The organism is Pedobacter psychrodurus, assembly GCF_032678585.1.
Classification (GTDB): Bacteria; Bacteroidota; Bacteroidia; order Sphingobacteriales; family Sphingobacteriaceae; genus Pedobacter; species Pedobacter psychrodurus_A.
Window position 1 is genome coordinate 104821 of the sequence record NZ_JAVTSN010000001.1, and the last position, 23443, is coordinate 128263.

Here is a 23443-nt window from a genome sequence, read left to right on the forward strand (position 1 = left end):
TCATTCCAAAATACAAACCATCATGAATAAAAAAATATTATTGGTGCTGTTGGCCATTGTAATGCTTTCGAATGCATTATTTACCTTAACAGTACTTGCCCAGGATAAAAAAGACGAAAGAACCACCACCACACGTATTGCCGATTTATTGGCACAATTGCCGGCCAGAAACGCCGCACAGTTAGAACGCAACATGAAAGAGGTTGCAGAACTTGGCGAGGATGGATACGTAACTTTAATCGGTGGTTTAACGACTTCAGAAAAAGGAAACAATGCTTTAATCGAATATGCGGTAGGCGGTTTTACCGCTTATGCTACAAAGACCGGTCAGCAAGCTACTCGGAATATGGCAGTTAGTGCCTATTGTAAGTCATTGGCCAAATTAACCGATAAACAGAATAAAGCTTTTATCATCAGTCAGTTCGACCTGGTAGGAAACGATGCTGCGGTAACTTGTTTGGAAAGTTACCTTGCAGATGAGCAATTAGCCGACGAGGCAACGCGGGCACTGGCCAAAATTGGGACTGCTTCGGCTACTACTGCCTTGATTAACGGATTAGGGAAAACAAATGGTAAAGCCAAAATCGCTATTGTAGAATCCTTGGGTCATAGCAATTCAAAGGCGGCAGCTACTGCTATTGCACCATTGGCCACAGGTGCCGATAAGGCATTAAGCAAAGTGAGCTTGTACGCCCTGGCCAATATCGGCGATGCATCATCCAAAGAAATTTTGGTAAAAGCAGCAGAACAGGCGGGTTACAAATACGATCAAACCAATGCTGTAGCGGCTTTATTGGTGTATGCACAGAAAAGCATTGGGACAGATAAAGCCAGCGTAGAAAACATAGCCAAAACCATTTTAGAAAAGGCAACTGCCGATGATCAGGTAAACGAACGCATAGCAGCCTTAAAATTGCTTTCAGCTAGCCAAACCGACCAGCAGGCATTATTGGCTGCTATGGCCGATAAACAATTTGAGTTCCGCGCGGCGGCGGTTAAATTTGCAGCGGCTGGTGTAAATGATACCAATAGTGCAGCTTGGGTAGGTCAGCTTAAAAAAGTTGATGGACCTACGCAGGTTTCCATCCTGGACATGTTTGCTAACAGCAAGGCAAAATCTGTGCTGCCTGATGTGTTAAAACTGATCAAAAGTGATGATCAGCAGGTAAAGTTGGCCGCTATCAACGCAGCTGTAAAACTGGGTCAGGAAGAAGTTTTGGATGACCTTTTAAAATTGATGGCTAAAGGCAACGCGGCTGATATTGCAGGCATTTCGAACGGCATTTTAAGAATAAAAGGCGAAAGCGTATCTACTAAGGTTGCTGCATTTATCCCTAAAGCCAAATCAGAAGTACAGGTTGCTTTGATCAATATTTTAGCTGCCCGTGCAGCCACAAAGCAAACTGCGGTTATTTATACTTCATTAAACAGCAAAAATGCTGAAGTGCGAAAAGCAGCATTTCTTTCGCTACAACATGTTGCCGTAGCCGAAAACAAGGCACAGTTATTTGATCTTTTAAGTAAGACCACCGATGCCGCTGAGCTTACCGCTGTGCAGGATGCCATTATTGCCTCCGTAAAAGGAAGCACAGATAAAGATGCACAGACTGACGCCATTCTTCAACAGATGGGCAGTACAGCTGCTGATAAGAAATTATTATTATACAAAGTTTTGGGCAGTCTGGGCGGACAGAAATCTTTAAAAGCGGTTTCAGAAGCTTATGCCGCAGGCGATGATGCCACCAAAAAAGCAGCTATCGAAGCATTTTCTTCATGGTCGGATGCCGGCTCAACAGATGCGCTGGTCAATATTGCGCGAACTACTACCAATGCCGATTTTTTAAACCAGGCTATTGTTGGTTATCTAAATTTAATCAGAAAAACAAACTACCCTGCCGAGCAACGTTTATTGTTGTTGCGCAATGCGATGGCGGTAGACAAAACTCCAGCTCAGCAACAGCAGATTCTTAAAGATACCGAACAGGCCAAATGTTTTAATGCAATTGTATTTGCAGGTCAGTATTTAGATAACACAGCTTTACAACAAGCTGCGGCAAATGCGGTGATGAACATTACCATGGCCGGAACCTACAATGGCGACATTGTAAAAAACTTATTGAATAAAACCATTGCCGTAATCACCGGTGGTGATGCAGGCTACCAGAAAGAAGGCATGCGCAAGTATATTTCAGAAATGAAAGCTGGCGAAGGTTTTGTTCAGGTTTTTAACGGAAAAGATTTATCCGGTTGGAAAGGACTTGTGGCTGATCCGATCAAAAGATCAAAAATGGATGCTAAAACCTTAGCCGATGCACAGGTCAAAGCGGATGCCGAAGCGCAGGAAAGCTGGAAAGTGGTAAATGGCGAACTGCAGTTTCAAAGCCATGGCAATAACCTGGCAACCGTTAAAAAATACGGTGATTTTGAGATGCTGGTTGATTGGAAAATCATCGACGATAAAAAAGGAGAGGGCGATGCCGGTATTTACTTACGTGGCACACCACAGGTGCAGATCTGGGATCTTGCCCGTACCAATGTAGGCGCTCAGGTAGGCTCTGGTGGATTATACAACAACCAGACCAACGAAAGCAAACCGCTAAAAGTAGCTGATAACAAATTAGACGAATGGAATACTTTCAGGATTTTAATGAAGGGTGACCGTGTTACCGTTTACCTAAACGGGGAATTGGTTACCGATAACGTCATCTTGGAAAATTACTGGGACAGGAGCCTGCCGATTTTTGCAGAAGAACAGATTGAACTACAGGCACATGGATCGCCGGTGGCTTACCGGGATATCTATATCAAAGAAATTCCCCGCCCAAAAGCTTTTGAACTGAGTGCGCAAGAGAAAAAAGAAGGCTATAAAGTATTGTTCGATGGGACCAATATGCACAGCTGGACAGGCAATACAACTGATTATGTGATCGAAGATGGAAACATCGCCATCCGTCCAAAACCAGGCAAAGGGTCAGGTGGTAACTTGTTCACCAAAGAAGAATTCAGCGATTTTGTATACCGTTTCGAGTTTCAGCTAACGCCTGGCGCAAACAATGGATTGGGCATAAGAGCCCCATTAGAAGGTGATGCAGCTTACGCGGGTATGGAATTACAGATTTTGGATAATGATGCGCCAATTTATAAAGATCTTAAAGTATACCAATACCATGGTTCGGTGTATGGAACCATTCCAGCCAAAAGGGGATTTTTGAAACCTACCGGAGAATGGAACTACGAAGAAGTAATTGCCAAGGGGGCTAAAATTAAAGTGATCTTAAATGGTACCGTAATTTTAGATGGAGATATCGAGCCTTTCAAGAAAAACGGTACACCCGATCATCAGGAACATCCAGGGTTGTTGCGCGAAAGTGGGCATATTGGCTTTCTTGGTCATGGTTCGCCAGTTCAGTTCCGCAACATCAGGATTAAAGACCTGAGCAAAGCAACTCCAGCTAAAAAAGAAACAGAAGCGAAAGCAACAACTAAAAAGAAATAATTAAATTTAGCATTATAATATCTCAAATAATGATAGAAGATAAGGCAAATTCGAAAACCGAAAATTCGAGAAGAAACTTTATTAAAACAACGGCACTTGCTGCGGCCGGATTTATGATCGTACCCCGCCATGTATTGGGCGGGCCAGGTTTTCTGGCACCGAGCGATCGTTTGCAATTGGCTGGTATCGGTGCAGGCGGAAAAGGAGAGGGCGATATTGCCAGTATTGTTAGAGGCGGTAAAACCGATGTTGCTTTTTTGTGCGATGTAGACGATAGAAGAGCTGCAAATTCCCTAAAAAACTTCCCGAAGGCAAAATATTATAAAGATTACCGTGAGTTACTGGATAAAGAAGGCAAAAACATTGACGCCGTAACCGTATCCACACCCGATCATACCCATGCGCAGATTGCGATGGCCGCCATGCAGTTGGGCAAACACGTATATGTGCAAAAACCGCTAACGCATGATATTTATGAAGCCAGGATGTTAACCGAAGCCGCAAACCGTTATAAAGTGGTTACGCAGATGGGAAACCAGGGCGCATCAGGCGATGGGGTAAGAAGACTTCAGGAATGGTATGATGCAGGCCGGATCGGTAAAGTGCATACGGTTTATTGCTGGACCAACCGCCCGGTATGGCCACAGGGAATCTCCTGGCCAACCGCCAAAGAAGAAGTGCCAAAAGAATTGGATTGGGACCTGTGGTTGGGTAGTGCACCTTATAAAGATTACATCAATAAACTGGTTCCTTTCAATTGGAGAGGATGGTGGGATTATGGAACCGGAGCCATTGGCGATATGGGTTGCCACCTGGTAGAACCACCATTTAGGGTATTGGGATTGGATACGCCGATCAGTGTAGAATGCAGTGTAGGCAGTGTTTATGTAGATGAATTTAAACGCGCCTATCTGCCAGAAAGCTGTCCGCCTTCGAGCCACGTAATCATGACTTTCGCCAAAACACCAAAAACCAAACACGAAGTACAGGTACACTGGATGGATGGTGGGATTAAACCCGAACGCCCTGAAGAATTGGGCGCAAATGAAAGTTTTGGTGATAATGGCGTGCTTTTTATCGGTACAAAAGGAAAAATGATCTGTGAAACTTACGGCAAAAACCCAAGGTTGTTGCCTTTATCGCGCAACGAATCAGATAAAACCAAAATCACCATTCCGCGTATTGTGAGCCAGGAAGAAGGTCATTATACGCAGTTTGCCGAAGCTGCAATTGCCGGATATGGCAAAATGCAACTCAGCTCACCATTTGAAATTGCCGGCCCGCTTACCGAAACGTTGTTGATTGCCAATTTAGCCATTAGAGGAACAGATGTGCAGCGCAGAGATACGGCAGGCAAAATCAGTTTTCCAGGCAGAGATATCAAAATGCTTTGGGATAAGGTAAATATGAAGGTGACCAATTTTGATGAAGTAAACCAGTTTGTGAAACGCGAATACCGCAAAGGGTGGACTTTGGGCGTTTAGGATTTAATATGTTAAAGGAAAATAAGAATTTAAAAGTGTTAGTGGTAGGTTGTGGTAATATGGGCGCATCCCATGCCACGGCTTACCATACTTTGCCGGGTTTTGAAATATGTGGATTGGTTTCTACAGGGAAAAGTAAGGAAATCCTCAACGAGAAATTAGGTGGACAATATGAATTGTACACCGATTTTTACGAAGCACTGGCCCTTACCAAACCCGATGCAGTTTGTATTTCTACCTATCCCGATACGCACGAGGCTTACGCGATTAAATCTTTCGAAAGTGGATGCCATGTGTTTATCGAAAAGCCCCTGGCAGATAGCGTTGAAGGGGCAATAAAAGTAGCAGAGGCTGCAAAAAAAGCCAATAAAAAGTTATTGGTGGGTTATATCCTTCGCTATCACCCCTCGTGGGAGAAATTTACCGAACTGGCCCAGGAAATGGGAAAACCTTTGGTGATGCGCATGAACCTGAACCAACAGAGCCACGGCCCTAAATGGACGGTTCACCGTAACCTGATGAAAAGTTTAAGCCCGATTGTAGATTGTGCCGTTCATTATATCGATATCATGTGCCAGATGACGCGGTCGAAACCTGTACAGGTAAGTGCCATTGGTGCGCGGCTTAATGATGATATCCCTGAATGGAATTACAATTATGGTCAGTTGCAGATCCGTTTCGAAGATGGTTCCGTAGGCTGGTATGAAGCAGGATGGGGCCCAATGGTAAGCGACAATGCTTTTTTTATTAAAGATGTTTTTGGTCCGAAAGGATCGGTATCCATCACGGCCAAAAAAGCAGGCGCAGCCGGAAACTCCGATAACATTGATGCCCATACCAAAACCGAATCGATTAAGGTGCATCATGCTGATTTAGATGCTCAGGACGAATTCAGTAAAGCTGATGAATGGATTGACCTGACCGATGAACCCGATCACCAGGAACTTTGTAACCGCGAGCAGCGCTATTTTTTAAAAGCCATCGCCGAAGATATCGATTTAACTCATGCAACTGATGATGCGGTGAACAGTTTAAGGATTGCTTTCGCTTGCGACGAATCCGTTAAAACTGGCGAAATGATCCGGTTATCGTAGTCTTTCTCGTCATTTCTATTTCCTTTACCGTTTTGCTGAACTTGTTTCAGCATCTATCATATGATGCTTGAGTCAAAAAAGCACCGATTTTATGTATCATTGATTCACGAAGTCAGAAATGGGATTGCGCTATGTAAGCACTTCGTTAGTCTTAATGAAAAATCAGGAACATGAACGATAACGATACCAAAAGGCTTTCGCGGCTTACTGCAATTTTAACCCAATTGCAAACGAAGCGACTTTTGACTGCGCCGGAGCTGGCCAAAAGATTTTCAGTTAGCGTAAGAACCATTTATCGCGACATTAAAGCCTTAGAACAGGCAGGCATTCCTGTTTTTACCGAAGAGGGAAAGGGTTATCGCTTAATGGAAGGTTATAAAATACCCCCTGTTATGTTTACCGAAAGCCAGGCCAATGCCTTGATACTGGCCGAGCAACTGGTGTTGAAAAATAAGGATGCTTCTTTTATTAAGGATTACCTGGAGGCCATCGATAAAATCAAAGCCGTATTGGTGCATCAGGTAAAAGATAATGTGAATCTTTTGGCCGAACGTACCCGTTTTACCCAAAACTTCAATAACGAAAGGAACAGCAATAACCTGTCTGATTTACAATTCGCCCTCACTAATTTTTATGTTACCAGGATAGAATATACCAACGAAGCCAATCAAACCAGCAACCGTTTGATTGAGCCTTTTGCACTATTGAGCACGCAGGAAAATTGGCTACTCGTGGCCTGGTGCCGTTTAAGAAAGGAATTTAGGTTCTTCCGTTTAGACCGGATTAAAAAACTGGAAATGCTTACGGAAAAATTTAGTCCACATAAAATGACCCTCCAGGAATATTTCGATAAAAATCATTAATGTAATTTATACCCCTGACATAGGGCTGTCGTTAGGCTGCATTAGTTTTGTATGGTAAACAAAAAATTAATGAACATGAACAATCTATTCAGCCCATCTGATACCACAGCCATTTTAGCCCGGATCGAAAAACTTACTCCAACCGCAGAGAAACAATGGGGCAAAATGAATGTAAACCAGATGCTGGCCCATTGTAATGCATCGCTCGAAACGGCCATGGGGTTGCATAATCCCGAAAGACTTGGTTTTGTTGGCCGCCTGTTTGGTAAATTATTGAAGCCGAAATTTTTTAGTGAAGCACCCTTCCCTAAAAACAGCGCAACCGATAAAAGTTATATCATAAAAGGTTACCCCGATTTTGAAAGCGAAAAGGCAAAGGTAATCAAACAGATCAAAGCATTTTCAGCAGGTGGCCCGCCAAATGCACCAGGTATCCGCAGGCATTTTTTGGACCTCTAACACCGGAAGAATGGGCATTGATGCAATGGAAACATTTTGATCATCATTTAAGACAGTTCGGAAACTAATTCGCAGATGAATACGCAAAAGGCCGAAACTTTTTGTCCGGCAAGCCAAGCCGATTGGAGGCAGTGGTTAATCGAAAACCATGCCTCAAAACAATCCGTTTGACTTGTTTACCACAAAATAAAATCCAACGTCCCGTCCATTTCATGGAGCCAGGCGGTAGATGAGGCCCTTTGTTTTGGCTGGATAGACAGTATCGCAAAACCAATAGATGACCGCACATTTATGCAGTTTTTCTGCAAACGGAAACCGAAAAGTGTATGGTCGAAGATAAACAAGTTAAAAGTTGAGCGGTTAATCAGCGAAGGATTAATGACCCCGGCAGGTTTTGAGTGTATAGAAAAAGCAAAAGATAACGGTTCGTGGATCATTTTGGATGAGGTAGAAGCGCTGAAAATCCCTAAAGATTTAATCGCTGCATTTAAAACCCAACGTGGGGCGAAACCTTTTTTCCTGAGTTTGAGCAAATCGGTTCGGAAAAGTATTTTGCAATGGTTGGTGCTTGCTAAAAAATCAGAAACCAGAGCAAAAAGAATAAACGAAATTGCAGCATTGGCTGGTCAAAAGCGCAAGCCAAAACAGTTTTGATCAATTGTATCAGATGGGCAATTTAACGAAACGGGTTTAAGCGACTGTTAAAATCACTGTCACTTAAACCAATTAAATAATTACCATGCACTAATTCCAGTCTCTGGCGCATTGTCGTCGCTAAAGAATTGTCCGGTTGGCCCATCAGCGCCTAGCGTTGCGGCTTTTACCACCCTTGCTGCGGCATCTGGTAGAGTTCCGGGGCCAGAATGGTGATTAAAATCTGTAGCTGTATAACCCGGATCAACCGCGTTTACCTTAAACGGTGTACCTTGCAAGTTATTGGCCAACACAATGGTATAGGCATTGAGCGCGGCTTTTGAAGAAACATAAGCTGCTGGTTTCACACCGAAGTATTTCCATGTGGGATCGTTATGCAAGGTAAGCGAACCCAAGCCCGAGGTTACATTAACAATTCTTGGCTCGGGCGATTGCCTCAATAAATCGATAAAGGTTTGTGTTACTTCAATTACGCCAAAAAAGTTGGTCTCCAATACCTGTCTGAATATAGTGATGTCTGTTTCCAAAGCTGTTTGTGGCATATTGCCACTGATGCCTGCATTATTGATCAATACATCGAGTACTTGCGTTTTTTGCGCAAGCCATGTTCCTGCGGCTTTAATGGATTCGGAATTATCTACATCAATTTCAATTGGTTCGACCTCATTCAGTCCTTCAGATTTTAATTGTTCTATGGCCTGCGCCCCTTTTTTGATATCCCTACAGCCTAGAAATACATAATATCCCTGCTGTAATAATTGTCTGGCTGTTTCAAAGCCAATGCTTTTATTTGCTCCTGTAATCAATACTGTTTTCATATTTATATTTTTCATAGTACAAATGTATGGCGGGTGTATCGTCTGTATAGCACACATCCAACGGTATTAATGGTACATTTCGCGGATACTGGCCCTATACGCTGCGGGCGTTAACCCGGTTTCGCGTTTAAAAAACCGGTTAAAATAAGAGGTATCGGAAAAACCGAGCTCAAAAGCAATTTCTTTTAAGGATTGAGGAGTGTGAAAAAGCAGGCGTTGTGCTTCCAATACCAATCGTTCGTGGATATGTTTAATTGCTGGTTTGCCACTCTGTATTTTCACCACCTCGCTTAAATGGCCGGCAGAAATATTTAATAGCGAAGCATAATCCCCTACCTCGCGCAGTTCGCGGTAACATTCGTTAATTTTTGCCTGAAAACTTTTCAGCAAAAGCCTGTCTGTTGAATGCTCAGCTTCTTTAAACTGCTCAGTATATAACCTGCTTAAATAAGTAAGCAGTACGGTAAGATAGGCGGTAAGCATGCGCTGTTGCCATTCGCTAGGTTGCAGATATTCGGTATTGATTTTGGTAAGTAAGTCTTCCACAAAATTAAGATCAGCTTCGCTTAGGAGCAATTCGTGCCCATCGTACAGGTTCTCGATGATGGGCAGTTTACTCAAAGAAGCATTTTCCTGAAAAGAAAGAAACTCCTTGGTAAAAGCAATGCCGGTGCTCCACAACTGTGTAAATCCTTCCTTTACGATAATGTGGTTTGGACCAGAAAAGTAAATGGTATTATTCTTTAGTTTATAAGGCGTCATATCAATCCACTGGCGGCTATCTGCCTGTCGGATCAGAACAATCAGGTAATGGTCTTTCCGGTGGGGGATGAGCAGTTCCGACTGGCTTGGTAAAGTACCTACGAACTGATAAACCCTAAAATTTTTATTAGCCGCTATCTCATCGGGTTCTATGGTATAAATGGGCAGCTGTTGATTGGGATGGATTGTTTGCATCACTTAAACATAATAAGAAAGGAATTTTCTAATGTTTCTGAATTCCTATGTGCAATTATAGGTATAAGCTGTCGAAATGCATGCAAAAGGCATCAATAGATTGAAATTGATGCCTTTTGTGATGATATTGATGTTTTGACTTTTAATTAAAACTTGCCCTGAATGCCAAAGGAGAAAAATTAGTTTTCGTTTTAAACAGCCTGCTAAATGATTGTGGATGGTCGAAACCTAATTCGTATGCGATTTCGCTTACGGATAAATTTGTTGTGGATAATTTCTCTTTGGCATTTTCAATCACCTTGTCATGGATGTAATGTTGTGTACTTTGTCCCGTTAGCACCTTGAGCAGTCCGCTTAAGTAACCCGGAGATACATTTAATGAGGTAGCAATTTGCTGTACCGTAGGGATTCCATCTGTTGCCAAAGCCTCACTTTTGAAATAGGTATTCAATAAATCTTCGAGTCGGTTTAAAATGCTATGGTTGGCAATCTTTCTGCTAATAAATTGCCGCTGGTAAAACCTATCGGCATAGGTAAATAACAATTCAAGCTGGGCAAGGATTACCGGTTGACTGAATTTATCAGTATTTGCCTGGTACTCCTGTACTATATTTTGCATTATGCCCAAAATGGCCGTTTCCTCTTTCTCGGATAGAAACAAAGCTTCATTAGCCGAATAGCTAAAGTACTCATATTGTTTGATCGTTTTTGCCAGGGATGTAGCCCATAAGAAATCGGGATGTACAAGCAATAACCAGCCTGAGCGATCGATCATTTTTCCTTTATCTACATCAATTTCAAATACCTGTCCCGGGGCTATAAAAAACAAAACACCTTCATCAAAGTCTCCCTGCTGTTGCCCATATTTCATCCTGCCTTTAAAATTCCGGTCGAGTGATATAGAATAAAAATCGAACATTAAACTCATTTGAGCTTTGCAAGGCAAGTTTATAGAATCATAATTGATTACGCTGATCAATGGATGTTCTGGTTTTGGAAGTCCCATCGCTTTATGATATTCACTAATCGTCTTTATCTTATGAAGTATTTTGCTTTCCATAACTTAAGTTAATCATTATTCGGGAATAGATTTCGATAAATGCTGTACGGGTAACCTGCTTTGATTATTATTTATGCTGATCTTGTAAGATTTCTTCTAATTTTTTAGCGAGGTTAGCAGGTTGTTCGCGCATCGAATAATGCCCGCCTTCAAAGGTATAAACTTTCCAGTTTCTTTCCTTTGCCCTGTCGAGCCCCATTTTATCGGTGCCAATGTTACTTTTGCCATCTTTTGTCATCGAAATAAAAACTGTAGGGATCTTTTTTACTGCTGGGTTTGTTATTTTTAAGGGTTCGGTAAATGTTTTTAAGGGTTGGGGCACATCGGTAGGTGTGGTAAGTTTTGTAGCGCCAAAAGGATATAACACCAAACCAGCCTTTATTTTGTCTTTTGTCATAGGAGCCCATATTTCGCCACAAAGATCTTTAGCGCTTTCGCCATTGTTGGGTACCATAGCATCGAGATACACGAGCTCTTTTATACGATCGGGCATTTGTTCTGCTACCCCCGAAATAACCATGCCGCCATAACTGTGCCCTACGAGGATAATATTGTGCAGGTTTTCAAATCTGATCACATTTGTGATGTCGTTGACATAGGTGCTAAGGTTGATGTTTGCATTGGATAAATGTACCCTCTCACCTAATCCTGTAAGTGTTGGACGATAAACGATATCTCCATTTGCCGTTAAAATAGAATCTACCTTTGCGTAGTCCCAGCCACCATCCCATGCGCCAGGAACAAACAGAAAAGTTCGTGGCTGATGCGTTTGGCCATAACTAAGGGTAGAAAATGCAATGCTTAAAATAAATAGTAGCTTTCTCATGATATTTGTATTTAAATCAATTGTTTGATGATGCAAATTTGAGAAAGAACAAAATGGCCGGCGTAACCAAATCTGCTTTTGTTGTAACAAAAAATGGATAAGAAGATGATCCCTAAGAAATATCGAACTTATGAGATAATCTACTCAACAAAATGGAAAGATCAATTTTGAATTTAAAAATTCTTTATATCTTTAAATCAAATCATTTAACCCTCAAATATTTAATGAAACGGATCTCTTTATGTGCCAAACATGGTTTGGGTGCATTGCTCATCGCATCAGCAATTATATCCTGCAAAAAAAATAGCACTACGGAAGAAAACACTTCTGGCTCTGGCAAGATCTCTTATTTTGCTAAAGCTAACGGAAACAGTGCTGTCACGAAAAGAGGTGTAATACCAGATAGCTCAGTTGCTGTCAATTGGTCTTATGCCACCGTTTGGGTAGAAAAGATTTCACTTGCTGCTCAAAACGAAGGTCTGCTCGATACCACTATCATCGTAGGTAAAAACCTAAATATTTTTAGCTCAGATGCTTTAGCTGGCGTGATTCAATTGCCTGCAGGCTCATATCAGGATGTGAAAGTGAAGCTGTTTTGCAGGAAATCTCCACGCTCAGAGTTTGCTTTCCATTTTAAAGGTACTTTCACAAATACCTCAGGCGGTGTTGATAGTTTACAAGTTGGTAGTTCTTACCCATTTGAAGCAAATCTTGCCGTTAACAATTTAGTAATTGGTGTTGCCGATAATTATAAAGCCACATTCAGCTTCAACCTCAATAACGTATTAACAGGGATCAAAACCAAGTCGTTGGAGCTTTATGCCCGTAGCTATGTTGGAAAGGACAATAAAAAGCTTTATTCCATTTGGAAAGGCGGTTCTGCAGATGAACCCTTTTACGATCAGGTGATTCAAAACTGGCAAAATGTAGCCAGTGTTGTGATTACCAAAGGTGGAGAATAATATATATTGAGGCAGCAATACTGTCTAGATATGTATTGAAATACCCAAAGGTCGTCTGATCTTTGGGTATTTTACTTTAGGCATAAGCCTGTCTTTCAATTAAAGAATTAATCAATCGTGATGCTTTCAACAGCCCTTGCGAAGGCATGATCTTTAATACCTGGCACTTTTAACCCTTCGGCACGGAATACGGTAAGATCTGTCATTCCTAAAAATCCAAGAAATGCCTTTAAATAAGGAGCCACAAAATCGTTGGCTTTCCCTGGGCCTTCAGAATAGACACCACCCGACGACATGGCAACATAAACTTTTTTACCGGTAACCATTCCAATAGGACCATTTTCACCGTAGCCAAATGTTATTCCTGCTCTGGTAATGTGATCAATCCATGCCTTTAATGATGAATGAATGGTGAAATTAATCAGCGGTGCACCGATTACAATGATATCTGCAGATAATAGTTGTTTAACCAATGCATCTGAAAGGCTGATTGACGTTTTTTCTTCTTCAGTCAGTTGATTGCCGGGAATAAAAAATGTCCGCAATACTTCAGGTTTAAGGTGTGGGATGTCAACATCTACCAGGTTGAGTTCTTCGACCGTACTGTCAGGATATTTGTGCTGGATTTCTTCAACAATAGCATCGCCCAGTTTAACGCTGTACGATATTGCGCCCTGTATGCTTGATTTTAAATGAAGGATATGTTTCATAATTTATTAATTAATGATCAGGGCAAAACTAGGCTTAGCTGCTGATAAAAAGTGTCGCATTACCTAAAGGTAAGCGCTTACATTGGGGTAAGTGATTATCTTTGTAATTATGAAAGTCATTAAAAATCAGTCATTACCAGATAAGCTGGCCTGCGAGGGATCGCTTAAAAACGTAATTGATGCACTGTATGTGCTGAACGGAAAATGGAAGCTGGCTTTGATCCTTTCCCTGGTGCAATCATCTAAACGGTTTAATGAACTTCAACATGAAGTGGTGGGAATATCGTCCAAAGTATTGGCTAAAGAATTAAAAGATTTGGAATTAAATGATTTTATCAAACGGCAGGTATATCCCACCACGCCGGTCAGTATTATTTACGAAGCAACCAACTATAGTGAAACGTTGAAAGATGTATTGGCCGGACTCAGCGCCTGGGGCAAACAGCATCGGGAAAAAGTTAAAGAAAGTATGCGGAAGCAGTACTAGGGAGGGAAAAATCCCAAATCATTTTGTCTAATATTTGAAGAATCAAGTTCCAAAAGTTGAGAATAATTACCTTAATATGGTAATCCAACCCGTTTCGGGCTTAGTACTATTTTTAAGATCGATTACATAATAATAGGTGCCAACAGGAGTATCTACGCCTTTAAACCTCCCATCCCATTGCCTGTTATAGCCAACTGAAGATAATACTTTTACTCCCCAACGATTAAATATATTAATCGTACAATCCTTATAATATTCAATGTATTTTATCACCCATGTATCATTTATGCCGTCTCCATTGGGACTAAAAGTATTGGGGATAACGATATGGGCCGGCACAATAGTAAGTAAGCCAGGTGAATAGCGAATAACATAATCTGATGATGCAGCATCACCTACAGCAATAAGATACTGGCCTAAAGGGGAAGTAACCATTGCAGTTGTTGTTATAATCGGAGTGTTTATTAAGCTTGATACATCATCATCATTTACGAAACCATTATAGCTAACGGTAAGTGCAGGGTTTTCTGTGTTAAACGGTTTAATTTTATTATCGGCAGTAATTATCAATGGAGCAGGTTTAACCGTACTCACGGGTACGTTAATGCTTGCTGTTACCGCGCCGGAAGATAAAACAATGTTGCCACTATAGTTGCCTGCATGGCTTGCTTTAGCCAACCTCAGATATACCGTTACATAATTAAGACTACCTGTAGTACCTACGGTAACTGTAGGGCCAAAATTAATGCCATTCGTACTCACCTCAAATGCTGATGGAGGAGTGATCAATACGCCAGTTACCAGATTAGCGCCTGAGATGCTGAAGCTGCCCGCTACAGAAGGGGTACCGTAAACCGTTTCAAGTGCGGCTAAATTTCCTGCGGGCGTAATAGTTGGTGATGGCGCCGCATTAACGGTAATGTTATAAATAATAGACGTTGTTGAACAGGTGGAAGACGAAGAAATAAATTTGCCATAGGTATGGGATGGGGGTATTGGGAGGTTAATGGCAGTTAAGGCATTGGTAGCGGTATTTATAACTGATAAATTATCATTCCCCACATGTTGGGTAACCACATAAAGCTTGCTGCCATCGGTTGAGAAGCAAAGTCCCTGAGGGTTTATGCCCGTATTTATGGTGGTAATTTCGCTATTGTTTGAGGTGTTTATCACAGAAACGGTGTTCGCTACACTGTTGCTTACGTATAGCCTGCTTCCGTCCAGACTTAGCGCCAAATCGGAGGGGCCTTGACCCGTATTAATGGTAGCACTAACCACGTTAGTTTGCGTGTTAATAACAGATACCATATTGGATCCGTAATTTGTTACGTACAAAAATTTGCCATCGGCACTGATGCAAATATTAAATGGTGCTTGTCCTAAGGATATGGTGGCCATTACACTATTGGTCTGTGTATTTATAACTGTTATCGTTCCATCTCCAGCACTTACTGTATACACAAACCTTCCATCAGGACTCACCACTACGCCCCATGAATTATTACCAATGGGTATAGAGGTAATCACACTGTTATCAGTTGTATTGATAACCCTTAAAAGATTAACATATTGATTATAGTCTGTAACATATAGTTTGCTGCCATCCGGGCTTAATGTTAAACCTGATGGTTCGCCAACACCAAAATCAATAGTGGTAACAATCGTGTTTGTTATACTGTTTATTACAGAAACGCTGTGTGATTGCTGGTTGGCTACATATATCCGGTTGTTTGCGTTATTTACGACAACAGCCATTGATGACACACCAACGGGTACTCTTGCCACAACTGTGTTGGTAGCCAGGTTAATAACCGATAGTTGTCCCATATCATCACTGATATAAGCAAATGATGCTGCAGCTTGTGGGGTGGCGGTAATCGTTGCGATAACCGGTGCATTGCCATTATTAACAGCTGTAAATGACGGTATATTGCCCGTGCCACTTACTGCAAGCCCTATGGATGGGTTGTTATTCGTCCAGTTAAATATACATTCAGCCGGAAAAGTTATGGGCGTGGTGTTTTGACCGCCGGTAACGGTCTGGTTTTGTCCGTTTACCTTTTTAGCAAACGTGAGAAAAAATACAAATGTGCAAAAAAACAATAAAGACTTGAGCATAATTTAGGTTTAGCTCAAACATAATCAGTTAAACTAAAACAGATTGCGAAGATATTATTTTAAAGAGTAAAAATTAATGAAAAATATAATTTCCTGAATTAACGAAGCAAAAAGAGTTTTCAATCTAATGAAGCCGCACTTAATAACTTCCATAAATAAACTTTGTTTTGTTTTTTGGCAAGACATTATAAGTTAATGGTTTCGAACTTTCTTTTTTTGCCAGAACCAAATTAAAAATCCTGTTATAGGAAGTGATGCTGTAACCAAACCAGTAATGCATACTAGAAGTTTGCCCCAAAACCCCAAAATGCTGCCGGTATGTAAATCATAATTGAGTGCTTTTACCTGATCTGACATCGTCAGAGAAGAAAAGGATTTTCCTTTTAATAAGAGCTTTCCACTATACTGGTCAAATCTATATTGCACTTTCTGATGGATGCGATGAGGATCAAGATAAGCTGAAACATTTACCGTTCCGCTCTTAGTGCTTGGAAGATTATATAAAAGATAAAATGGTTTAATCTCAAAAGATTTGATTTTAGCCAGTATGCGCTCATTTGGCGTTGGCCTGATCAAAGATGTGGTGTCTGAAACTACTTTCACTTTTTTATCAGCAACCAGATCGAACGACCACATCAGGCCGGTAATAGAAATGATCAGCATAACTAAAAAAGCATAAAAGCCCAGAACCTGGTGTAGGTCGTAATTCAGCCGCTTTGGCTTGGCGCTCCATTTTACCTTAAGTTTTTGTTGCCATATGCTCATTTTCCATTTTTTTGGCCACCAAAGCACAATGCCCGAAAGGAGTAATATTACAAAACAAACTACCGACCAGCGGATGATGAAGTGGCCAACAATATCGCCCAGGAGCAGCGTGCGGTGAATAGAAAGCACTACGTTGAAAAATTCCTTGTTGGCATCCTCATGAAATACGATTTGTGCGGTGTAAGGATTTAAATATACTTTTTCGAAATACTGTCCAGCTTTATACGCCCTGAACATATAAGCTCTATCTGGCGCCTGCTGGATTTCTACTCTGGATATTTTTTTATCCTTGCCTAGTTTTTTTTGCGCCACAAGCAAAAGTTGGTCAAAAGAATGCTGTTTTGAACTTTGTGGAACGATTACATATAGTCGGTCATGGTATACAACCGCTTTTAGTTCATCAGAAAACGAATAGATAGCACCTGTTAAACCGATTACAAACACCACTAGCCCAGACGCAAGTCCGAGCCAGAGGTGTAATAGGTAGATGATTTTTTTAAAACCTGTACGAAACATTGGCAACAAAAGCTCTTGGCATTTGGGCGCTCAGTACACCCTGTCCGGTAAAATACAATTGATTGGTAAGATTGTCCACTTTAAATCCCAGGCGGTATTTTCCAGTATCGTAAAATGCTGTTGTATTGATCATAACATAGGATGGAAGGGTAAAAATGCCGGTTACTGCAGAATTGGAAGTCAGATGTTCGCCAACATAATTTGTACCGAATCCAAGTCCCAATCCTTTCAGCGCTCCGGAAGGAAGAACATAACTTATCCAGCTATTAATTAATGTAGCAGGACCAGCCGAAGCTGGTCTTCTACCTTCGAGCGCAACAGTTGCTTTGGTAAGTTTACTGTCGTTGTAACTATATCCTGCAATAATATTTAATCCCTTTAACGGATTGGCGATCAGTTCGAGCTCAACACCCTTACTACGCTGAGTGCCATTTTGAATAGTAATATTATAAGTTGTGCTTCCTACGGTCAGGTCTTCGTTGCGGGTGAGGTTGTCCACCTTAATATCGTACACACTCGCTGTGAAGCTCAACAGTCCATTAAATAGATCCGTTTTTATACCTGCTTCAAACTGGTTGGCATGCTGCGGTTTAAATGTACCGGATACACCAGAACCCTCGGGTTGTGCAACTGGGGCTACATTTGCAAAACCATTCATGTAATTTGCAAAAACAGATACCTGATCCTTGATCACATGATAAACCAGGCCAAGCTTTGGCGATACCGAAGTTTGCATGTATTTGCTGTTGGTAACGATTGTGTTTGTGGCTTGGTTCAATGTTCCTTTGTTCTGGAAACGATCAACGCGTAAGCTTAACATGGCCAATAAACGATCGGTAATGTTGAGTACATCCGAAGCGTAAGCACTATAAATATTGCTTTTTCCAATATTTTTGGTCGGTGCTGCAGTACTCGCTGCTAATTTTGCCTCAACAGCTGTTCTGGAAAGTTTTACGTAATTCGGATCGGACGGGTTTAAAGCACTTACATTATCAAATACAATGTATGGCGAATTGTTGTTGTTTGCTGTTTGGTTCAGGTAATCCAGGCCAACAATTAATCTATTTCTAAATCCTAAAACCTTGAAATCTCCTATAAAATTTTGCTGGATATCACTTGCTATATTGGTTGAGTTCTGAAGACTGATATTGCGTTCCAACATTTCATCACTGGTGGCACCTCTTATAAATTCGTATTGATAAAAACCATCTGATTTTCGCGAATTGTTCGAGTAGATAGTTTGTGAGCGCCATTGATCAGAGATTTGGAAGTTTATCTGAGCTTTAAGGTTTACAGTAGGGTTTCTCATGGTCAGATCGTTCGAATTGTAGGATCTTTTCCAGTCATAATTCAATTCCGCTGGAGTGGTAGCGATAAATTTTCTTACCCTATTCAAAAAGATTACGGATGAGCTGGTTGCCTCGGTTTGATAGAAACTTGCGTTAAGGCTAAACGTTAAGCGGTTGGAAGCACGATATTCTGCAGAAGGTGCAAAAAATGTTGTTCTCCTAAAACCAGCATCCTGAAAGCTACCCTGGTATTGGTAAGCTGCGTTCATTCTAAATAATAACTTTGAATTCTTTTTAGCCGGCCCATAAACATCAGCTGTTAGTCTGTTCAGACCATAGCTTCCGGTGAGATAAGATATCTCTCCACCTGCGGTGTCAATAGGTTTTTTGGTCACAATGTTAATTAAACCACCAAATGAAACCACTGCGCCCCCAAAAAGTGTTCCCGAAGGCCCTTTAATCAGTTCTACCCGCTCGATATTGGACGGGTCGATTTCGCCATTAGTTTGTGATGGCAATCCATCAACTAATGCGGCTTCAGTTCTAAATCCCCTCATGCTATAGTACGATGCACCATCGCTGTTAATCCCTCTCGATCCCTGGATTTTGTAAACACCAGGCGAATTTTTTAATGCATAGCTGAAATCCGTAATCATTTGTTCATTTAACAAAGTTTTAGGGATGGTGGTGTAGATTTGAGGGTTATCTAAATTTGCCAATGGCATTTTTGCAGCCGTAGTCGTTTTTTTTACAGAAAAACGATTGGTTTCACCTCCATTGATAACCACTTCATCCAGTTGTGAATGGCTTTCGCGTAAGGTGAAATCTGCGTTAATTCTACTGCCAGGTTTAATGTCGATTTCTCTGCTCTGGCTTTCCAGTCCAATATAACTAACATAAAGTGTATGTGTACCCTCTGGTACATCACGAAACCGGTAATTGCCATCTGCATCAACAATAGTACTACGTAAGCGATCGAGGCCAACGCTTACAAATTGTGCAGGTTTTCCTTCTGCAGTAATTACCTTACCACGAATCTCACCCTTTGCCTGTTGTTTAATGGTAATGTCTTTTCCGCTTGCGGTAAAAGTGAGACCGGTTTTTTTAGCCAGTTCACTAAGAATTTCGTTAACCGATGAAGCTGAAGGAGCAAGGGTGATCGATTTGTCTAGCTCAGTGTTAAGGTCGCTATAGATAAAATTCAATCCCACTTTTTTTTCCAGCTGTTCGAGTGCGGCACGAAGTTTTAGTGTTCGTGGAGAAATGTTTACAGCTGCATGCTGGGCAAAGCCATTGTTTGACAGCAGGAGGCATAGCAAAATAGAAAAGCCTGAAAGAACAGACTTTAAATTCATAAATTTGTAATTGATCATTGATTGTGAGAATTGATGGTAATTTTAACTATCGGGGTGTTAGCGCACTTCCGGTAGTTTTTTGTTTAATTTTTATTTATAGACTTCAATATATTTTCCTGAATTTTTGAATCGATAACCAGATGCCTGTTCCATAAGCTGTAATACCCTGCTTATCGGTTGTGTTCCGAACTTTCCGCTAATGGGTTTATCAAGGTTGCAGTTAATTTTGAACTTGAATCCATATCTATTTTCGAGTGTCTCCAATACCTCAGGCATTGGGGTGTCATTAAAACGGATGATTCCCGTTTTCCACGCTGTTACCACATTGGTATCTACCTTCACAATGTTTAGAAGGTGTTGATTGATTTTGTGGAAGGTTAAGCTTTCACCTGGTTTTAGGATGCTTAAAACACCCTTTTTTGCTTGAAAACTGATTTTGCCCTGGGTAAGGGTAACTTGAAGCATAGGTGCCGATTTTAAATTGCGCACGTTAAACCGTGTACCCAAAACTTTAATTTTGCTGTTGGCACTATTTAAGATAAATGGTTGATTCGGGTGATGTTGAATAATGAAAAATGCTTCGCCAGAAAGCAAACTTACATTCCTTGTGTTTCCAACGAATTGGCTTGGATATGAGATTTTACTACCCGGTTGAAGTTCTACTTTACTGCTATCGGGCAAGGTAATGGTGCTTGGTTGTCCGAATGGAGCATTAAAGACTATGTTTTGAGTATTATTGTTTTTTGGGTTGAAGAAAAAGAATCCAGATGTGAGGATAAGACTTGCAGCTATTGATCCATACATCAGCCATTTTATGCCTATTTTTTTTTGAACTGGTTTTAACCGGGCTTCAATAGCTGAATAAATTTCCTTTTGAACAGCCTCGTTTTGAATTTTAACTCCATCCGGAAATTGTTCATCAGCAAGCCATTGCTCAACTAGCTTTTGCTCCGAAGAATTACATTTGCCTTTGGCATATTTTTCCAGTAGGCTGGCATCGATATCTTCCATATCTATATCTACCCTTAATGGCAGTTTACCCTATGCAAATTCTGAAAAAAAATATTTGGCGGTATTATTGATCTGTTAAGCAGGATTGAGCACCGCTCTAAATTCTTTAAGTACACGGGAAATATGTTTTTCAACTGTTTTTACAGCTATTCCCAATTCTGACGCAATTTCTTTATAACTAAGATGCTGTTCTCTACTCAGCAGAAAGATACTCTTGGTCGGTTCCTCAAGATTTGATATAAATAGCTCAAGCTCACCTGATAGTTCTTTGTCAAGGAGGATCGCCTCCGGATTGTACCTCAAAGCCTCAACGCCATCACTAAAATTAACATCAGTGATTTCCTCATGATGCTTTTTATTCCTGAAATAATTAAGAACCTGATATTTGGTAGACCGGGCAAGATATTTTGATGCTTCTACGTCATTTTCAAATATCATTTCCCTTTTCCAAATGGATAAAAAGATATCTTGACAGATATCTTTAGCAATCACATCATTGCCACATTTTGAGAGTGCCAGACCATAAACATTGCCCCAATGTAGATTAAAGAAATTAATAAAATTTTGGTTGTTCATATCTATTTGGGGATATGCGGCAAAGATAGTCTTATTTAGACTTGTTACAAATAGCGATTGTATTTTTATTTGAAAGTTTATAGGGGCGCTTCTATAGCATAAAAAAAGCATCAAACTTTATCAGAATGATGCTTTTCGTAGGCCGAAGGGGTGCCGATAGCTATCGGGGCGAACCCCTGTTCCAAAATATGAGAAATAAAAAAAGCCGCCTCGGATTGAAGCGGCTTTTTGTAGCCCGTAGGGGAATCGAACCCCTGTTTCCAGAATGAAAATCTGGCGTCCTCACCCCTAGACGAACGGGCCATTAAATATTAGAGTGTCTTTCAACTCTTTTGGTAGCGGGGACACGACTCGAACGTGCGACCTTCGGGTTATGAGCCCGACGAGCTACCAACTGCTCCACCCCGCACTCTATATCTTCAAATATTACTCGTTTGAAGGAGTGCAAAGGTAAGATTTGTTTTGATATTTGCAATACCATTTAAGAATTTTTTAATAATATTTTTAATGCTAAAACCAAGGCTAATTTCTGTAGGTAAATTTTACTTTGATAATGAGTGAGTTGTACGGTTTAGGTGTGACTTTAACTCTTTTTTTATATAACCAGTTTGGCTAATTAAATTATGGTGGGTAGCTCACGATTCAGCTTCCTGTTTTACAAAAACGTAATTGGTATGGAATTTATCAGTGATTTAAAATTAAAGCCAGGTTATCCTTAATGATGGGATAAGTTTTAAGAACAAAAATCCCGCTCTACTTCGTCGTAAAGCGGGATCGTAGCCCGGGCGTTGCATTTGTTTAACACCTTTCATGGCAATTTGACGCTTTTGGCGGACATGGAAGGCGATCTGTTAACCGGGCTTATCCTCAGCAATGGTTATTTTTGCTAAAATCACGTTTAAAAAGTATCTTGTTATTTAGTTCAATATAATCGCCCGATAGAATCAAATATGGATGATTAGGCGAATAGCCTGCGCTGCGGCTTCTTATAATGATTTTGTCGTTAACTTTCAGGCTGTTTAACTGCTTAAAATCCACAGGAACAAATTGCATCATGTATTCTTCGTCATTAATCCTGACTATAAGCCATTTTGGTCCTGATGATTTCGCATTTGCGCGCTGAAAAGTAACAGAGGTTACCACGGCCTCCATATTGGCAAAAGCCTTTATGTATTTCCTTATTTTATCATGACTGGCATGCACTTTTTTGCCTTCAGGAGAAATCTCCCATTCTTTGTACTTTATGCCGTCAGGGGAAGCCTCCCATTTTTTCTTGTCACTCACCATGCGGGCTTTCCTTTCAGCGGTAGACAAAGGCTTTAATGATGGCCCAGTTTCGTTTTTAATTTCACGATTGGCAAATACCAGTCCGCTCACCACAACCAGCGGTAAGATCAGGGCATAGATCACATTTTTTTTATTTTTCATATCCTTTCAAATTGATTCAACGAATCTACATTGATATTTTTCCGGTCGAGTGGTTTGGATTGTAAATAAAAATGTAAATTTTGTAAATAAATGATAAATAATAGTGGAATCGTAGTTCTGGAGTGATCTGGAATGAAAATCAGGCGTCTCTTATCCGCTGTCTTTACTCGCTGTAGCTTATTGCAATCCGTAGTTTTAGCGCTTTGCCGAAAGTAGTAATTCGGAGATGGGAAGTGGGGATTTACTAGAATAGAAAGCATAAAAAAAGCCGCTTCGGATAGAAGCGGCTTTTCGTAGCCCGTAGGGGAATCGAACCCCTGTTTCCAGAATGAAAATCTGGCGTCCTCACCCCTAGACGAACGGGCCATTTTTCAGTTTTAAATTTCCAATTTTCAGTAGGCAATTAAAATTGCTGACTGAGAACTACCAACTGAATTGGTAGCGGGGACACGACTCGAACGTGCGACCTTCGGGTTATGAGCCCGACGAGCTACCAACTGCTCCACCCCGCACTC

General features: G+C 41.0%; 20 protein-coding genes and 4 tRNA genes. 9 read left to right on the forward strand and 15 right to left on the reverse strand.

Features of this window, described 5'->3' with window-relative positions:
• The first annotated feature begins 22 nt into the window (after positions 1 to 22).
• The 7 genes from R2S57_RS00500 to R2S57_RS00525 all read left to right on the forward strand — a co-directional run bounded on the left by R2S57_RS00500 (position 23) and on the right by R2S57_RS00525 (position 8050).
• On the forward strand, positions 23 to 3496 hold the full coding sequence (locus R2S57_RS00500; protein ID WP_316843166.1) for a DUF1080 domain-containing protein: 3474 nt from the start codon (positions 23 to 25) through the stop codon (positions 3494 to 3496).
• Between the two features lie 29 nt (positions 3497 to 3525).
• Positions 3526 to 4980, forward strand: a complete 1455-nt coding sequence (locus tag R2S57_RS00505; protein ID WP_316843167.1) for a Gfo/Idh/MocA family oxidoreductase — start codon at positions 3526 to 3528, stop codon at positions 4978 to 4980.
• Between the two features lie 8 nt (positions 4981 to 4988).
• Positions 4989 to 6074 (forward strand): Gfo/Idh/MocA family oxidoreductase, encoded by a 1086-nt coding sequence (locus tag R2S57_RS00510; protein WP_316843168.1) that lies wholly within the window; start codon positions 4989 to 4991, stop codon positions 6072 to 6074.
• Positions 6075 to 6244: 170 nt separating this feature from the next.
• Entirely contained in the window at positions 6245 to 6937 is a 693-nt protein-coding gene (locus R2S57_RS00515) for a YafY family protein (RefSeq protein ID WP_316843169.1), read from the forward strand.
• Positions 6938 to 7012: 75 nt separating this feature from the next.
• Positions 7013 to 7396, forward strand: a complete 384-nt coding sequence (locus tag R2S57_RS00520) for a hypothetical protein (protein WP_316843170.1) — start codon at positions 7013 to 7015, stop codon at positions 7394 to 7396.
• On the forward strand, positions 7336 to 7464 hold the full coding sequence (locus R2S57_RS30450; RefSeq protein ID WP_410479057.1) for a DUF1569 domain-containing protein: 129 nt from the start codon (positions 7336 to 7338) through the stop codon (positions 7462 to 7464). Before R2S57_RS00520 ends, R2S57_RS30450 begins: the two co-directional genes overlap by 61 nt.
• A gap of 223 nt (positions 7465 to 7687) precedes the next feature.
• Positions 7688 to 8050, forward strand: coding sequence for a YdeI/OmpD-associated family protein (locus R2S57_RS00525; protein WP_316843171.1), 363 nt, complete (start codon positions 7688 to 7690; stop codon positions 8048 to 8050).
• 80 nt (positions 8051 to 8130) lie between these two features.
• Here the strand turns inward: R2S57_RS00525 and R2S57_RS00530 are convergent, their stop codons facing one another.
• The 4 genes from R2S57_RS00530 to R2S57_RS00545 all read right to left on the reverse strand — a co-directional run bounded on the left by R2S57_RS00530 (position 8131) and on the right by R2S57_RS00545 (position 11711).
• A complete protein-coding gene (locus R2S57_RS00530; protein WP_316843172.1) occupies positions 8131 to 8883 on the reverse strand; it encodes an SDR family oxidoreductase in 753 nt (250 codons plus the stop codon).
• A gap of 51 nt (positions 8884 to 8934) precedes the next feature.
• Positions 8935 to 9825 carry a helix-turn-helix domain-containing protein gene (locus R2S57_RS00535; protein WP_316843173.1) on the reverse strand — a complete coding sequence of 297 codons (891 nt, stop codon included), beginning with the start codon at positions 9823 to 9825 and terminating at the stop codon, positions 8935 to 8937.
• A 142-nt stretch (positions 9826 to 9967) separates the two neighbouring features.
• Positions 9968 to 10885, reverse strand: coding sequence for a helix-turn-helix transcriptional regulator (locus tag R2S57_RS00540; protein WP_316843174.1), 918 nt, complete (start codon positions 10883 to 10885; stop codon positions 9968 to 9970).
• Between the two features lie 67 nt (positions 10886 to 10952).
• Positions 10953 to 11711, reverse strand: coding sequence for an alpha/beta fold hydrolase (locus R2S57_RS00545; protein WP_316843175.1), 759 nt, complete (start codon positions 11709 to 11711; stop codon positions 10953 to 10955).
• A gap of 224 nt (positions 11712 to 11935) precedes the next feature.
• On the opposite strand from R2S57_RS00545, the gene R2S57_RS00550 reads away from it, so the two are divergent.
• The gene (locus R2S57_RS00550) at positions 11936 to 12673 is read left to right on the forward strand and encodes a hypothetical protein (RefSeq protein WP_316843176.1); all 738 of its coding nucleotides are present in this window, start codon (positions 11936 to 11938) and stop codon (positions 12671 to 12673) included.
• A gap of 107 nt (positions 12674 to 12780) precedes the next feature.
• Here the strand turns inward: R2S57_RS00550 and R2S57_RS00555 are convergent, their stop codons facing one another.
• Positions 12781 to 13383 carry an FMN-dependent NADH-azoreductase gene (locus R2S57_RS00555; protein WP_316843178.1) on the reverse strand — a complete coding sequence of 201 codons (603 nt, stop codon included), beginning with the start codon at positions 13381 to 13383 and terminating at the stop codon, positions 12781 to 12783.
• Between the two features lie 109 nt (positions 13384 to 13492).
• Between R2S57_RS00555 and R2S57_RS00560 the strand changes: the two genes are divergently transcribed.
• Entirely contained in the window at positions 13493 to 13870 is a 378-nt protein-coding gene (locus R2S57_RS00560; protein ID WP_316843179.1) for a helix-turn-helix domain-containing protein, read from the forward strand.
• Positions 13871 to 13936: 66 nt separating this feature from the next.
• Here R2S57_RS00560 and R2S57_RS00565 read toward each other — a convergent pair whose 3' ends face one another.
• The 10 genes from R2S57_RS00565 to R2S57_RS00610 all read right to left on the reverse strand — a co-directional run bounded on the left by R2S57_RS00565 (position 13937) and on the right by R2S57_RS00610 (position 23440).
• A complete protein-coding gene (locus tag R2S57_RS00565; RefSeq protein WP_316843180.1) occupies positions 13937 to 15988 on the reverse strand; it encodes a gliding motility-associated C-terminal domain-containing protein in 2052 nt (683 codons plus the stop codon).
• Between the two features lie 192 nt (positions 15989 to 16180).
• Positions 16181 to 17269: a PepSY-associated TM helix domain-containing protein gene (locus R2S57_RS00570; protein ID WP_316843181.1), complete on the reverse strand. Its 1089-nt coding sequence runs from the start codon at positions 17267 to 17269 to the stop codon at positions 16181 to 16183.
• Positions 17250 to 19913 carry a TonB-dependent siderophore receptor gene (locus tag R2S57_RS00575; RefSeq protein ID WP_316843182.1) on the reverse strand — a complete coding sequence of 888 codons (2664 nt, stop codon included), beginning with the start codon at positions 19911 to 19913 and terminating at the stop codon, positions 17250 to 17252. Before R2S57_RS00575 ends, R2S57_RS00570 begins: the two co-directional genes overlap by 20 nt.
• A gap of 90 nt (positions 19914 to 20003) precedes the next feature.
• Positions 20004 to 20924, reverse strand: coding sequence for a FecR family protein (locus tag R2S57_RS00580; RefSeq protein WP_316843183.1), 921 nt, complete (start codon positions 20922 to 20924; stop codon positions 20004 to 20006).
• A gap of 75 nt (positions 20925 to 20999) precedes the next feature.
• A complete protein-coding gene (locus tag R2S57_RS00585; protein ID WP_316843184.1) occupies positions 21000 to 21500 on the reverse strand; it encodes an RNA polymerase sigma factor in 501 nt (166 codons plus the stop codon).
• A gap of 231 nt (positions 21501 to 21731) precedes the next feature.
• Positions 21732 to 21803, reverse strand: a tRNA-Glu gene (locus R2S57_RS00590).
• 30 nt (positions 21804 to 21833) lie between these two features.
• Positions 21834 to 21909: transfer RNA gene (locus tag R2S57_RS00595), tRNA-Met, on the reverse strand.
• A 458-nt stretch (positions 21910 to 22367) separates the two neighbouring features.
• On the reverse strand, positions 22368 to 22928 hold the full coding sequence (locus R2S57_RS00600) for a hypothetical protein (protein WP_316843185.1): 561 nt from the start codon (positions 22926 to 22928) through the stop codon (positions 22368 to 22370).
• 294 nt (positions 22929 to 23222) lie between these two features.
• Positions 23223 to 23294, reverse strand: a tRNA-Glu gene (locus tag R2S57_RS00605).
• A gap of 70 nt (positions 23295 to 23364) precedes the next feature.
• Positions 23365 to 23440, reverse strand: a tRNA-Met gene (locus R2S57_RS00610).
• Positions 23441 to 23443 lie beyond the last annotated feature (3 nt).